Origin of the sequence: Amycolatopsis nigrescens CSC17Ta-90 (genome assembly GCF_000384315.1) — a bacterium.
Lineage (GTDB): Bacteria > Actinomycetota > Actinomycetes > Mycobacteriales > Pseudonocardiaceae > Amycolatopsis > Amycolatopsis nigrescens.
Genome location: NZ_ARVW01000001.1, coordinates 5,059,283 through 5,072,848 on the forward strand (window position 1 = coordinate 5,059,283; position 13,566 = coordinate 5,072,848).

The 13,566-nt window shown below is 71.2% G+C and carries 11 protein-coding genes; 9 read left to right on the top strand and 2 right to left on the bottom strand.

Going from position 1 to position 13,566, the window contains the following annotated elements:
* Positions 1–69 precede the first annotated feature (69 nt).
* Genes AMYNI_RS0124060 through AMYNI_RS0124085 form a run of 6 tightly spaced genes read left to right on the top strand, consistent with a single transcriptional unit; the run spans position 70 to position 7,894 of the window.
* Positions 70–1,716, top strand: coding sequence for a thiamine pyrophosphate-binding protein (locus tag AMYNI_RS0124060; protein WP_084628444.1), 1,647 nt, complete (start codon positions 70–72; stop codon positions 1,714–1,716).
* Positions 1,713–3,764: a hydantoinase/oxoprolinase family protein gene (locus tag AMYNI_RS0124065; RefSeq protein WP_020670620.1), complete on the top strand. Its 2,052-nt coding sequence runs from the start codon at positions 1,713–1,715 to the stop codon at positions 3,762–3,764. The genes AMYNI_RS0124060 and AMYNI_RS0124065 overlap by 4 nt, the downstream gene beginning before the upstream one ends.
* Positions 3,761–5,488, top strand: coding sequence for a hydantoinase B/oxoprolinase family protein (locus AMYNI_RS0124070; protein ID WP_020670621.1), 1,728 nt, complete (start codon positions 3,761–3,763; stop codon positions 5,486–5,488). The genes AMYNI_RS0124065 and AMYNI_RS0124070 overlap by 4 nt, the downstream gene beginning before the upstream one ends.
* Positions 5,488–6,273, top strand: coding sequence for an SDR family NAD(P)-dependent oxidoreductase (locus tag AMYNI_RS0124075; protein WP_020670622.1), 786 nt, complete (start codon positions 5,488–5,490; stop codon positions 6,271–6,273). Before AMYNI_RS0124070 ends, AMYNI_RS0124075 begins: the two co-directional genes overlap by 1 nt.
* Positions 6,270–6,959, top strand: coding sequence for a GntR family transcriptional regulator (locus tag AMYNI_RS0124080; protein WP_020670623.1), 690 nt, complete (start codon positions 6,270–6,272; stop codon positions 6,957–6,959). The genes AMYNI_RS0124075 and AMYNI_RS0124080 overlap by 4 nt, the downstream gene beginning before the upstream one ends.
* Positions 6,956–7,894 carry an ornithine cyclodeaminase family protein gene (locus AMYNI_RS0124085; RefSeq protein WP_020670624.1) on the top strand — a complete coding sequence of 313 codons (939 nt, stop codon included), beginning with the start codon at positions 6,956–6,958 and terminating at the stop codon, positions 7,892–7,894. The genes AMYNI_RS0124080 and AMYNI_RS0124085 overlap by 4 nt, the downstream gene beginning before the upstream one ends.
* Here the strand turns inward: AMYNI_RS0124085 and AMYNI_RS0124090 are convergent.
* Positions 7,878–8,795 (bottom strand): NAD-dependent epimerase/dehydratase family protein, encoded by a 918-nt coding sequence (locus AMYNI_RS0124090; RefSeq protein WP_020670625.1) that lies wholly within the window; start codon positions 8,793–8,795, stop codon positions 7,878–7,880. The two genes, AMYNI_RS0124085 and AMYNI_RS0124090, sit on opposite strands and share 17 nt — an antisense overlap.
* Positions 8,796–8,925: 130 nt before the next feature.
* Here AMYNI_RS0124090 and AMYNI_RS0124095 point away from each other — a divergent pair, with 130 nt between their 5' ends.
* The 3 genes from AMYNI_RS0124095 to AMYNI_RS0124105 all read left to right on the top strand — a co-directional run bounded on the left by AMYNI_RS0124095 (position 8,926) and on the right by AMYNI_RS0124105 (position 12,518).
* On the top strand, positions 8,926–9,627 hold the full coding sequence (locus tag AMYNI_RS0124095) for a TetR/AcrR family transcriptional regulator (RefSeq protein WP_020670626.1): 702 nt from the start codon (positions 8,926–8,928) through the stop codon (positions 9,625–9,627).
* A 199-nt stretch (positions 9,628–9,826) separates the two neighbouring features.
* Positions 9,827–11,269 carry a M28 family metallopeptidase gene (locus AMYNI_RS0124100; RefSeq protein WP_020670627.1) on the top strand — a complete coding sequence of 481 codons (1,443 nt, stop codon included), beginning with the start codon at positions 9,827–9,829 and terminating at the stop codon, positions 11,267–11,269.
* A gap of 58 nt (positions 11,270–11,327) precedes the next feature.
* On the top strand, positions 11,328–12,518 hold the full coding sequence (locus tag AMYNI_RS0124105) for a CaiB/BaiF CoA transferase family protein (protein WP_020670628.1): 1,191 nt from the start codon (positions 11,328–11,330) through the stop codon (positions 12,516–12,518).
* Positions 12,519–12,570: 52 nt separating this feature from the next.
* Here AMYNI_RS0124105 and AMYNI_RS0124110 read toward each other — a convergent pair whose 3' ends face one another.
* Positions 12,571–13,512 carry a ribose-phosphate diphosphokinase gene (locus AMYNI_RS0124110; protein ID WP_020670629.1) on the bottom strand — a complete coding sequence of 314 codons (942 nt, stop codon included), beginning with the start codon at positions 13,510–13,512 and terminating at the stop codon, positions 12,571–12,573.
* Positions 13,513–13,566 lie beyond the last annotated feature (54 nt).

Here is a 13,566-nt window from a genome sequence, read left to right on the forward strand (position 1 = left end):
CGCGGTGTGCGAACGTGGGACTCGCGGGTGAGGTGGGCGAGTTTGCTGGATCGTTGAACGATCCTTAGGGTGGCGGGGGTGACGAGTGGAGCTGTCCAGCTGACCGACGCGCTGGCTGAGTTGGGTGTCGGTACTGTTTTCGGCCTTCCCGGGGTGCACAACCTGCCGATCTGGGAGGCGGTCGCCGGCACCGGCATCCGGCTGATCGGGGTCCGGCACGAGCAGACCGCCGGTTACGCGGCGGACGGGTACGCCCGCGCCACCGGGCGGCTCGGGGTTGCGGTGGTGACCACCGGCCCCGGCGCGGCGAACACGCTCGGCGCGGTCGGTGAGGCGATGGCGTCCGCGTCGCCGGTGCTGGTCATCGCCACCGACATTCCCTCCGGGCTGCGGCGGCCGGGAGTGGTGCGCGGGGTGCTGCACGAGACCAGTGACCAGGCCGCGATGTTCGCGCCGGTCACCAAGGCGACCTTCACCGTCGAGTCCGCCGAGGACATCGCGCGGACCGTCCGGCACGCGGCGGAGGTGGCGCAAAGGCCGCAGAGCGGGCCGGTTTACCTGGGCATTCCCACCGACTTCCTGCACCAGGAGACCGGCCGCGCCGCCGATGCCGACTACCCGGTCGCCGAACTCACCCTGGACCCGGCCGCGCTGGACAGCGCCCGCGAGCTGCTCGCGAACGCGGAACGCCCACTGATCTGGGCCGGCGGTGGTGCGCTTCGCTCCGGCGCGGGCGCCGAGGTCGGTGAGCTGGCGGAAAGGCTGGCCGCTCCGGTGGTCACCACTTTCGCCGCGCGTGGACTGCTTCCGCCGGGGCATCCCTGCCTCGCGCCGAACCCGGTGCACGCCCCCGAGGTCGGCGCGCTCTGGGACGAGGCGGACGTGGTGCTCGCCGTCGGCACCGACTTCGACGGGCTGATGACGCAGAACTGGCTGATGCCGCAGCCGCCGAAGCTCGTCGCGATCAATGTGGACGCCGAGGACGCCGCCAAGAACTACCCGCCGGACGTGCTACTTCTCGGCGACGCCCGCGAAGTCACCGCGAAACTCGCCGGAGCGTTGCCGGCACGATCCACAGTGGACGAACTGGCCGAGCGGCTGGTCGGGATCGGCGAGCGGCTGCGCCACCGCGTCCAGGCCGAGGAACCGCAGGCGGCCCAGTTCCTGGACGCGCTGGAGGACGTGCTGACCAGCGCCACCGTGGTGGTCAGCGACATGTGCGTGGCCGGTTACTGGGCCGGCGGCTTCCACCGCGCGCCCGCGCCGCGCACCTTCGCCTACCCGATGGGCTGGGGCACCCTCGGCTTCGGCTTCCCCGCCTCGATCGGCGTCGCCGCGGCCGCGCCCGGCCGCGCCATCTGCGTCACCGGCGACGGCGGTTTCCTTTACGGCTGCGGCGAACTGGCCACCATCGCGCAGGAACGGCTGCCGGTCACCGTGGTCATCGTGGACGACGGCGGCTACGGCATGCTCCGGTTCGACCAGGACCAGGCCGGCCTCGCGCAGCGCGGGGTGAACTGGACGTCACCGGACTTCGTGGCAATGGCGGAGAGCTTCGGCGTGCGCGCGCGGCGCGTCGAGGGTTTCGGCGACGAGTTCCGCAAGCTGCTCGGTGAGTTCGTCTACACGGACGAGCCGAACGTGCTCGTCGTCGGTGCCACCCTGAAGCCGCCGCTGAACACGTCACCGCGCTGGTACCGCAAGGAAAGCCGATGAGGATCGGGGTGGACATCGGCGGCACGTTCACCGACCTGTGCGTGCTCGACGAGACTGGTGTGCTCGCTGTCGGCAAGGTGCTCACCACGCACGACGAGCCGGCCCGCGCGGTGGAGGAGGTGCTGGCCGGCACCCTGCGCGAAGCCGGGCTTAACGCTGGGCAGGTCGCGCAGCTGGTGCACGGCACCACCCTGGTCACCAACGCGCTGATCGAGCGCACGGGCGCGCGCACCGCGCTGCTGGCCACCGCCGGGTTCCGGGACGTGCTGGAGATGCGCCGCGAGCACCGCTACGAGCTCTACGACCTGCTCATCGAGCTGCCGACGCCGCTGGTGCCGCGGCATCTGCGGTTCGACGTGCCGGAGCGGATGCTCGCGGACGGCACCGTCGAGACCTCGCTCGACGAGCGGTACGTGGCCGAGCTGGGCCGGGAGCTGGCCGGGCGCGGCATCGGTGCGGTGGCGATCTGCTTCCTGCACTCCTTCACCAACCCCGCGCACGAACGACGGGCTGCGGAGCTCCTGCGCGAGGTCGCGCCGGAGCTGAAGGTGGCGCTCTCCTCGGAGGTGGTGCCGGAGATCCGCGAGTTCGAACGGGCCTCCACCACGGTCGCCAACGTCTACGTGCAGGAACTCACCGAGCGCTACCTGCGCGACCTCGAAGCCCGCGTGCACCGGGCGGGGGTTGGCCCGGCGCCGCACATCATGCTGTCCAACGGCGGGATCGCCACGGTGGACACCGCCGCCCGCTACCCGATTCGCATCCTGGAGTCCGGCCCGGCCGGTGGCGCGCTGGCCGCGTCCGCGTTCGGCGCCGCGGCGGCCGAGACCGACCTGCTGGCCTTCGACATGGGCGGCACCACGGCGAAGCTGTGCACGATCTCCGGCGGCGCGCCGCTGGTCACGCACGAGTTCGAGGTGGACCGCAAGTACCGGCTGCTGCCCGGTTCCGGCCTGCCGGTCCGGGTGCCGGTGACCGACATGATCGAGATCGGCGTCGGCGGCGGGTCCATCGCCAGGATCGACTCGCTGGGCCTGCTCACCGTCGGCCCGGACTCGGCGGGTTCCGAACCGGGGCCGGTCTGCTACGGCCGTGGCGGCTCCGAGCCGACGGTGACCGATGCGGACCTGGTGCTCGGCTATCTCGATCCGGGCTACTTTCTCGGCGGGGCCATGAAACTCGACGTGGCGGGCGCCCGTGACACGATCCGCCGCCGGATCGCCGAGCCGCTCGGCGTGTCCGTGGCGCAGGCCGCCTACGGCATCCACGCGCACGTCAACGAGGACATGGCGAACGCGGCCAGGGTGCACGCGGTCGAGCGCGGCAAGGATCCCGGCGTGCTGCCGCTGTTCACCTTCGGCGGCGCCGGCCCGGTGCACGGCGCCGGGGTCGCTCGCGCGCTCGGCTCGCCGCGGGTGGTGGCGCCGCCCGCCGCCGGGGTGATGAGCGCGCTCGGCTTCCTGACCGCGCCGCTGGCGTTCGACTTCGTGCGCTCGTCCCGCGCCGCCGTGCACGAGCTGGCCTGGGAGCAGGTGGACGCGCTCTTCGCGGAGATGGAACGCGAAGGCGCGGAACTGCTTGAGAAGTCCGGTGTGGACAGTGCGGAGATCACGCACCGCCGGATCGCGGAGATGCGTTATTCCGGGCAGGGCTACGAGATCCGGGTGCCGGTGCGGCCGGGGCGCTGGGGAGAGCGGCTGATCGAGGACTTCAGGGAGACCTACCGGAAGCTGTACCAGCGGGCCGGGCCGGACGTGTCGGTCGAAGTGCTCAACTGGCGGGTGGTGTCCAGCGGCCCGCCGCCGGACGTGACGCTGAAGCTGCGTGGTGCGGCCACGAGCGGGGATGCGGGCAAAGGTGCACGTCAGGCGTACTTCCCGGATGCGGGTGGATTTGTCGACACGGAGGTCTACGACCGGTACCGGCTGCGGCCGGGTGACCGGATCGAAGGCCCGGCCATCGTCGAGGAACGCGAGTCCACTTTGGTCCTCCCGCCGGGAGCTGCCTGTGAAGTGCGGGAAGACGCGAGCCTGGTGGTGACGCCGTGACCGTGGATCCGATCTTGGTCGGGGTGATCGGCAACCGGCTGCACTCGATCCTGGCCGAGCAGCAGAACGCGCTGGTGAACACGGCGTTCTCCGCGGTGGTGCGGGAGTCGCTGGACCTGGCCTGCGCGGTGTTCGACTCGCGCGGCGAGATGATCGGCCAGTCCGTCGGCGGCACTCCCGGTCATATCAACGCGATGGCCACCGGGATGCACCACTTCGTCCGCGCGTATCCGCCGGAAACGCTCGAACCGGGCGACGTGCTGCTGACCAACGACCCGTGGCAGACCGCCGGCCAGATCAACGACATCACCGTGGCCACCCCGGTCTTCCTGCGCGGGCGGCCGGTCGCCTGGTTCGCCTCCTGCTGTCACGCGCCGGACATCGGCGGCAGGCTGGTCTCCGCCGAAGCCGGCGAGGTCTTCGAGGAGGGCCTGCGGCTGCCGATCATGAAATGGCTTCGGGCCGGCAAGGTGAACGCCGACCTGGAGGCGTTGATCAGGGCGAACGTGCGGACGCCGGAGGAGACCATCGGTGACCTGTACGCGCAGACCACCAGCAACGAGGTGGGCGCGGCCGGCCTGGTGCGGCTGCTGGACGAGTTCGGGCTGGACTCGCTGGACCCGGTCGCCGCCGAGATCATGGACCGGTCCGAGCGCGCGCTGCGGGACGCGCTGGCCGCGCTGCCGGACGGCAGCCACAGCAACGAGGTGCGCACGGACGGGTTTGACGACGAGGAGATCGTGCTTCGGGCCACGGTCACCATCGAGGGCCGGGACATCCACGTGGACTTCGCCGGTTCTTCGCCGCAGAGCCGCCACGGCATCAACGTGGTGCTGAACTACACGCGGGCGTACGCGTCCTTCGCGGTCAAGGCGGCCATCGCGCCCGGAGTGCCGCACAACGCGGGTTCGTTCCGCCCGGTGCGGGTGACCGCGCCGCCGGGGTCGGTGCTCAACTGCGCGGAACCGGCACCGGTGGCTTCCCGGCACATCATCGGGCACTTCCTGCCGTCGTTGCTGCTCGGTGCGCTGCGCGAAGCGGTACCTGGCAACGCGCCGGCGGCCAGTGCGGACGCGTTGTGGATGCTCATCTGGCGGGGCGCCCGGCCGGGAAGCGAGTTCATGCTCAACGTGTTCCAGACCGGCGGTATCGGTGCCCGCGCGAACAAGGACGGCCTGAACACCACCGGCTTCCCCAGCGGGCTGCGGTCCACCCCGACCGAGGTGATCGAGACGATGGCCCCGCTGGTGCAGCGCGAACGCGTGCTGCGCACCGATTCCGGCGGGCCTGGTCGGCATCGCGGCGGGCTCGGGCAGCGCACCACCATGACCGCCCGCGACGGCGTTTCCTGGAGCGTCAACGGGAACGTGGACCGCACCCGGTACCCGGCGTCCGGAGTGGACGGTGGCGGGGACGGCATGACGGGCCGGTTCGGCCTGCGGGGCGGCGCGGACCTGCCGGCCAAGCGGCGGGTGCCGCTGGACGGCGCCGACGAGGTGGACGTGGTGCTGCCCGGTGGCGGCGGCTACGGCGATCCGTTCGACCGGGATCCGACCGAGGTGCTGGCGGACGTGGTCGACGGGTACGTTTCGGCGACGGCCGCGCGCGAGCGGTACGGCGTCGCGGTGCGCTATCTCGGTGCCGCGGACGCGCTGGTCCGGTTGCCGGAAGACTACGAAGTGGACAGTGCGGAGACGTCGCGCTTGCGGCGGAAAGGAATGTGATGTCCAGGTTGCGCGACAAGGTGGCCGTGGTGTTCGGCGGGGCGAGGGGAATCGGCCTCGCCACCGTAAAGGAGTTCGTGGCCGAGGGTGCGACGGTGTTCGCCGCCGACATCCGCGAGCCCGCCGAGCGGCTGGACGGTGCCGAACAGTCCCTTGTGGATGCTACAGCGGAGAAGCAGGTCGGCGAGTTCGTGGCCGCCGTGCTGGCCAAGACCGGCCGGATCGACGTGCTGTTCAACAACGTCGGGATCCACCTGGCCAAACCGCTGGCGGACACCACGCTCGAGGAGTTCGACAACATCTTCGCGCTCAACGTGCGGGCCGCCTTCCTCGGCACCCGCGCGGTGCTGCCGCACATGATCGAACGGAAGTCCGGCAGCATCATCACCACCTCGTCGAACGGCGGGGTGATGGGCCGGCCGGGCGACCCGGTGTACAACGCCACCAAGCACGCGCTGGTCGGCATGATGAAGTCCATCGCGGTGGCGCACGCGCACCAGGGCATCCGTGCCAACACGGTGAACCCCGGCGCGATCGACACCGACATGCTGCGCGGCACACTGTCCACACCGGACGAGTTCGAGGCCAAGCAGCACCAGCTGGTGGCCAGCACGCCGGCGGCGCGGGTCGGGGAGGCGTGGGAGGTGGCCAAGGCGGTGCTGTTCCTGGCCAGTGACGAGTCCAGGTTCGTGAACGGGGTGGTGCTGCCGATCGACGGCGCGAAGGCGGCCGGCGCCATGCCGGGTGGCCGGTATAGCCTCGACTTCGAACTCGGCGTGCGGTGACCGGCCCGACCGCGACCCTGCAGCGAGACCGGCACCTGCTCGTTCGCAGCGGCACCGCCGAGCGGGTCGCGGCGATCCTGCGCGACCGGATCACCGAGGGCGTTTTCCTGCCGGGCACCAGGCTTTCCGAGCCGTCGATCAGCGCCGCGCTCGGCGTTTCCCGCAACACCCTGCGCGAAGCGTTCCAGTTGCTCGCGCACGAGCGGCTGGCCGTGCACGAGCTGAACCGGGGCGTGTTCGTGCGCGAGCTGAGCGCACCGGACATCGAGGATCTCTACCAGGTGCGTCGGATGGTCGAATGCGGCGCGGTCCGGCTGGCTGGTGAGCGGGGCAACCGCGGGTTCTCCGCAATCGAACAGGCCATTGTGGACGGACAGCGGGCGGCGGCGGAGGAGCGCTGGCGGGAGGTCGGTTCCGCGAGCATCCACTTCCACCAGGCGCTGGTCGACCTTGCCGGCAGCGACCGGGCCAGCGCGACCGCGCGGCAGGTGCTCGCGGAGACCCGGTTGTTCTTCGTGCTCACCGAAAGCACTCGTGCGTTCTTCGAGCCGTACATCGTGCGGCACCGGCGGATCCTGCGGCACCTGGAGCGCGGTAGGCCGGACCTTGCCGAGCAGGCGCTGGAGAAGTACTTGCGTGCCGCGGAAAAACAGCTGCTGGCGGCGTATGAAAGGCGATCGGGATGATCCGGAGCTACGACGCCGCGGAGATCGCGGCCGCGCTGGACGTGCCGGCCGCGATCGAGTCCCAGTGGCGTGCGTTCACCGCGCTGGCCACCGGGGTCGCGCGGATGCCGGAGAAGATCATGGTGCCGGGCCCCGGCGACGGTTCGGTGGCGCTGGCCTACGCGGCGCGGGTCTCGCCGGAGACCGGCCCGGTGTGCAAGTTCGTCAGCTTCAACCCCGGCAACGACGCGCTCGGCCTGCCCAGCATCAACGGCATGATCGTCGCGCTGCACCAGGAGACCGGGGTTCCGGTGGCGCTGCTGGACGGAGCCGCGATCACCACCGCGCGCACTTCCGCGGCCAGCGCGGTCGCGGTGGATGCGCTCGCCGTGCCGGAAGCGGGTGAGCTGGCCGTGATCGGCTGCGGCGCGCAGGGCCGGGCGCATGTCCGGGCGATCGCGGCGGTCCGCGCGCCGCGCCGGGTGCGGATGTTCAGCCCGACCGCCGAGCGCCGCCGGGAAGCGGTGGCCGCACTGGCTCGTGAGTTCCCGGTCGAGGAGTCCATGAGCGTGGCGGAGGCGGTCGACGGCGCGGACATGGTCGTGTTGTGCACGGTGAGCGAAGAGCCCGTGCTGTCCGCTTCGCAGGTTTCGCCCGGCGCGCTCGTGCTGGCCGTCGGATCCTTCGAGCCGCATCGGCGCGAGGTCGGCCGCGACCTGCTCGCCATGGCGGCCGCGGTGGTGGTGGACCACGCGGGCACGGCCGCCGCGCACGCCGGCCCGGTACTGGACGCGCTGGCCGCCGGGGTCATCACCGAACCGCTGGAGCTCGGTGACGTGCTGCTCGGCAGGTCCACCGCCCGCCGTTCACCGGAGGACGTGATCTTCTACAACAGCACCGGGATCGCGGTCCAGGACGCGGCCGCCGTCTGGGCCGTGCTCACGGCCGCGGGATGACCATTTCGCGCAGGGCGTGGTCGGTGCGGGTGGCTTCGATGCCGAAGGTCTCCGTCGCGGCCGACGAGTCGAGCACGAACGGGCGGCGGAACTGGTACTGCGTCTCCCGCAGCTCACGGGCCAGCGGGTTGAACAGCCCGCCGAGCCAGAGCACGGCCCCCGGCATGACGGACAGCTTCGGCCGCGGCGCATCGGCCAGCCGGCAGGCCAGGCCGGTCAGCTCGCGAAGGGACACCGGCGGCGCGGTCGGCACGTGCCACGCCCGTCCCAAGGCCCGTTCGTCGGTGGCGACGGCGACCAGCGTGCGCGCCACATCACCGGCGTAGGTCCAGCTGTGCGGGGCGTCCAGGTCGGCCGGCACCTGCGCGGGTTTGCCGGCCAGCACCCGCGGCAGCACCTGGATGCTGAAGATGCTCTGGGTACCGGCACCGAGATAGTCCGACGACCGCACCTCGGTGGCCCGGACGCGGCCGGCTTCGTGCGCGGCCAGCGCGTCCAGCCACATCCGCCGCCGGACCCCGCCCTTGACCCCCGTGCTGCCGAGCGGGGCGCGCTCGGTCATCGGCCCGTCCACCGGCCCGTAGCCGTACAGGTTGCTCGTGGTGACGAGGACGGCGCCGGTCTCTTCCGCCGTCGCGAGCAGTGAATCCGCCAACGGAGGCCAGTCCACCGGCCAGCGGTGATACGGCGGGCTCGCGCAGTTGTAGAGCGCTTCGGCGCCATGGCTGAGCTTCGCCAGTGCGGTGCGGTCGGCCGCGTCGGCGGCGGCCAGCTCGATTTCCGGATGCTCGGGGCCGGTGCCCCGCCGGGTCACCAGCCGGACCTGGTGGCCCTGGCCGGCGAGCAGCTTCGCGGTGGCCGAGCCGATCGGTCCGGCGCCGACGATCACGTGCAGGGACATGGCAGCCTCCGAAAGAGCGAGAACAGTGTTCTCGGTTGATACCGACGAGCTTGCCGATCGAGGCGGGCGTTGTCAAGAACGGTGTTCTCTGTTCGGTCCAGTGTTCTCTCGGTCGTGCCACAATGGCCACATGCCAGCGTCTTCCTACCGAGCCCGGGTACGCGCCGAGCTCACCGAAGAGATCAAGGCGACCGCCCGGCGGCACCTCGCCGCGGACGGCGCGAACCTGGCGCTCCGGGCGGTGGCCCGTGACCTCGGCATGGTTCCTTCGGCGTTGTACCGGTACTTCGCCAGCCGGGACGAACTGCTCACCGCCCTGATCACCGACGCCTACAACGCGCTCGGCGAGGCCGTCGAGACGGCCGAAGCGGCGGTGCCGCGAGACGAACTCCGCGGCCGCTGGCTGGCGGTCTGCCATGCGGTGCGCGACTGGGCGCTGGTCAACCCGGCCGAGTACACGCTGCTCTACGGCAGCCCGGTGCCCGGCTACGCGGCGCCGGCGGACACCGTGCCGCCCGCCGCGCGGGTGGTCAACGCGCTGGGCAGGGTGCTGGCCGACAGCGCGGCCGATGGTGTCCTGCCGGGATTCACCGTGCGGCCGCCGGCGGCGCTGCGGGAGGAGCTGCGAACCCTGAGCGCGCAGCAGGGCCCCGAGTTGCCGGACGCGGCCGCCGAGGTGCTGCTGACCGCCGGGATCGCCGCATGGGTACAGCTCTTCGGCCTGGTCAACTTCGAGGTCTTCGGCCGGTTCGACGACATCTTCCAGGCGCGCGGGGAACTCTTCGACGTCCAGATGCGGCTGATGGCCGATCTCGCCGGAGTGCCCGGCTGAGCTGAGATGGGGGCATGCGAGGCTTTTTGCGCATGCCCCCATCGATCGGGTGCGGGTGTCCCGCAAGACTCTGAGATGGGGGCATGCGAGGCTTTTTGCGCATGCCCCCATCGATCGGGTGCGGGTGTCCCGCAAGACTCTGAGGTCTTGCGTACTTCCGGCCCTAGACGCGTGCTGTGCGGCGCGGTAGACCCGGAAGATGCCTGATGCCACGCAGCCCGAACGGTCCGGCACGACGAGGCGCAACTTCCTCACCGCTTCCGCGGTCGCGCTCGGCGCGACGGCCGCCACCGGCCCTGCCGCGGTGGCTGCCGAGGAGACCGCGCGCGACTGGCCGGACGGCCCGGGTTCGCGGATCTTCCCGCCGGCCCCGGACCGCGAGCTGAGGCGCATCCTGGCCGAGCTGGACGCGGCCAAGCTGGAGGCGAGCGTGCGCAAGCTCGTCTCGTTCGGCACCCGGCACACGCTGTCCACCCAGACCGACCCGAACCGCGGGATCGGCGCCGCTCGCGACTGGCTCTTCGCCGAGTTCGGTCGCTACGCCGCCACTTCCGGTGGCCGGATGACCGTGCAGCTCCAGTCCTTCATCCAGCCGCCGTCGCCGCGGGTCCCGGAGGCCACCAAGATCACCAACGTGATCGCCACCCTGCGCGGCAGCAGCGCGCCGGAGCGGATCCACGTCGTGTCGGGGCACTACGACTCGCGCAACAGCGACCCGCTGGACGGCGTCGGCGACGCGCCCGGCGCGGACGACGACGCCTCCGGGGTGGCCGCGGTGCTGGAGATGGCCAGGGTGATGGCGACCCGCGCACCCGAGGCCACGATCATGTTCGTCGCGGTGGCCGGTGAGGAGCAGGGGCTCTACGGCGCGGCCCACCTGGCCAAGCAGCTCAAGGACTCCGGCGGCGACGTGCGGGCCATGTTCACCAACGACATCGTGGGCAGCTGCACCGCCGACGACGGCACCCGCGATCCGCACGTGCTGCGCCTGTTCGCCGAGGGCGTGCCTACCTCGGAGACTCCGGAGCAGGCCGCGGTACGGCAGTCGGTCGGCGGCGAGAACGACTCGCCGAGCAGGCAGCTGGCCAGGTTCGCGGTGGATGTGGCCTCCGGCGGCGCCACCGGGATGAACATCGAAGTGGTCTACCGGCGTGATCGCTACCTGCGCGGCGGAGACCACATTCCCTTTCTGCAGCAAGGCTTTCCGGCCGCCCGGTTTACCGAGCCGCACGAGAACTACGCGCACCAGCACCAGGACGTCCGGGTGGAGGACGGGGTGCAGTTCGGCGATCTGGTCGAGTTCTGCGACTTCCCGTACCTGGCCGGGGTGACCAGGGTGAACGCGGCCGTGCTGTGGTCGCTGGCGAACGCGCCGGGTGCGCCGAAGGACGTGCGGGTGCGCACCAGCGCGCTGACCAACGACACCGACCTGGTCTGGCAGCGCGGCGCCGAACCGGACCTGGCCGGCTACGAGATCGTCTGGCGGCCGACCACCGAGGGCGGCTGGACGCACCGCATCCCGGTCGGCGACGTCACCGAGTATTCGGTCCCGCTGTCCAAGGACAACGCGTTCTTCGGGGTGCGGGCGGTGGACCGCGCCGGCCACCGCGGTCCGGTGAGTTTCCCGACACCCGCACCTTGATCGCGCCCTTCACCTGCGATTAGCGTCCGTAGCGGTGGCCGGCTTACGGAGGTGATCGGTGCGACCGCTGGACGGAGTGCGGGTACTGGACCTGTCCCGGATCCTGGCCGGACCGTACTGCACGCAGTACCTCGGTGAGATGGGCGCGGACGTGATCAAGGTGGAGCCGCCGGGACACGGCGACGACACCAGGAACTGGGGCCCGCCGTTCGTCGGCGAAACCGACGAGGCCGTGTACTACCTGGCCGCGAACCGCAACAAACGCGGCATCGTGCTGGACCTGAAGAGCGAACGCGGTCAGGAGGCGGTGCGCCGGCTGGCCGAGTCCGCGGACGTGCTGGTGGAGAACTTCCGGCCGGGCACCCTGGAAAAGTGGGGCCTCGGCTACGAACAGCTGTCCGCGCTCAACCCGAGGCTGATCCACGTCTCGATCACCGGCTTCGGCCAGACCGGCCGCTACCGCGACCGTCCCGGCTACGACCTGGTGGCACAGGGCATGGGCGGGGTGATGGACCTGACCGGCGAGGCGGACGGCGCCCCGGCGAAGGTCGGGCTGCCGGTGGCGGACCTCAACGCGGGCACCTGGTCGATCATCGCGGTGCTGATGGCGCTGCAGGCCAGGCACACCACCGGTCGCGGCCAGTACCTGGACGTCTCACTGCTGGACGCGCAGCTCGCCTGGCACGTGTACGCGGCGGGCGCGCATTTCTACGACGCGCCCAGGCCGAAGCGGATGGGCTCCGCGCATCCCAGCATCGTTCCGTATCAGGCGTTCCCGGCCTCGGACGGCTGGCTGATCATCGCCGTGGGCAGCGAGAAGCTGTGGCGGAAGTTCTGCGAGGTGCTCGGGCTGGCGATCGCCGAGGACCCGCGGTTCGTGTCCAACGCGGCGCGGGCCGCGCACCGCGAGGAACTGACCGAGCTGATCACCGGCGCGTTGGCGGGCCGGACCGCCGCCGAGTGGCTGAAGATCTTCGACGACGCCAGCGTGCCGGCCGGGCCGATCAACACCGTGGACGAGGTGTACCAGGACCCGTGGGCGCAGCAGCGGGAGCAGATCGTGCGGCTGCCGCATCCCAGCGTCGGCACGTACTTCGGCACCGGCTTCCCGGTCAAGGCCTCGGACACCCAGCCCGCGCCGACCTCCGCGCCCCCGCTGCTCGGCCAGCACACCGCCGAGGTACTGGCCGAACTCGGCTACTCGGAAGCCGAAATCGCCGAGTTCCCCCACCCCGACGGTCGTGAGTGAAAAACGTTGCCCTGGCAACACTTTTCACTCACGACCGGTGACCTGCGGGTTCTCAGTCGTGGAAGAGGGCGCTGACCGACTCGCCGTTGTGGATCCGGCTCATCGCCTCGGCCAGCGCGGAGGCCACGGACAGCACCTTCAGCTTCGGGGTGCGCTCGTCCTCCGGGATCGGCACCGTGCTGGTGCAGACGATCTCCAGCACGTCCGGCTGGTCGCCGATCCGCTCCAGCGCGCCGGCCGCGAACAGGCCGTGCGTGCAGGCCACCCGGATCGACGAGACGCGCTGCTCGCGCAGCCGCTCCAGCAGCTCCAGAACGGTGCTGCCCTTGGCGATCTCGTCGTCGAGCACGATCACGTCGCGGCCGCTGACGTCACCGATCACCGCGCTGATGGAGACCTTGTCGTCGGCGAAGCGCTGCTTCGCGCCCGCGGCCACCGGCACCCCGAGCCGCCTGGCGAAGGCGGACGCCGCCTTGGCGTTGCCGAGGTCGGGGGACACCACGATCGCGTTGCTCAGGTCGTACTGCCGGAAGTGCCCGGCCAGCTCGCTGAGCGCGTGCAGGTGGTCCACCGGCACGCTGAAGAAGCCGTGCACCTGCGGCGAGTGCAGAGTCATCGCGAGCACCCGGTTCGCCCCGGCGGTGACCAGCAGGTCGGCCACCAGCCGGGCGCCGATGGAGATCCGCGGAGCGTCCTTCTTGTCCGAGCGGGCGTACGCGAAATGCGGCATGACCACGGTGGTGCGGGCCGCCGAGGCACCCCGCGCCGCATCCAGCATCAGCAGCAGCTCGACCAGGTTCTCCTGCACCGGCGGCACCAGCGGCTGGATCAGGAACACGTCCCGCTCGCGGCAGTTGGCCTGCAGCTGCACCTCGAGGCAATCGTTTGCGAACCTGGTCACCCTGGTCGGGGACAGCGGCACGCCGAGCTGCTCGCAGATCTCCGTGGCCAGCTCCGGATGGGCGGAACCGCTGAAGATGGCGATGTCGCGCACGGGATCTCCTGAACGGGTTCGAAGGGCCACGGTGTTTCGAAGGGCCACAGTGTC

What these genes read in the sequence shown, in the direction of transcription:
- AMYNI_RS0124065 (WP_020670620.1), top strand. Translation starts at nt 1,713, where the DNA reads ATGAGGATCGGGGTGGACATCGGCGGCACGTTCACCGACCTGTGCGTG.
- AMYNI_RS0124075 (WP_020670622.1), top strand. Translation starts at nt 5,488, where the DNA reads ATGTCCAGGTTGCGCGACAAGGTGGCCGTGGTGTTCGGCGGGGCGAGG.
- AMYNI_RS0124085 (WP_020670624.1), top strand. Translation starts at nt 6,956, where the DNA reads ATGATCCGGAGCTACGACGCCGCGGAGATCGCGGCCGCGCTGGACGTG.
- AMYNI_RS0124090 (WP_020670625.1), bottom strand. Translation starts at nt 8,795, where the DNA reads ATGTCCCTGCACGTGATCGTCGGCGCCGGACCGATCGGCTCGGCCACC.
- AMYNI_RS0124095 (WP_020670626.1), top strand. Translation starts at nt 8,926, where the DNA reads ATGCCAGCGTCTTCCTACCGAGCCCGGGTACGCGCCGAGCTCACCGAA.
- AMYNI_RS0124100 (WP_020670627.1), top strand. Translation starts at nt 9,827, where the DNA reads ATGCCTGATGCCACGCAGCCCGAACGGTCCGGCACGACGAGGCGCAAC.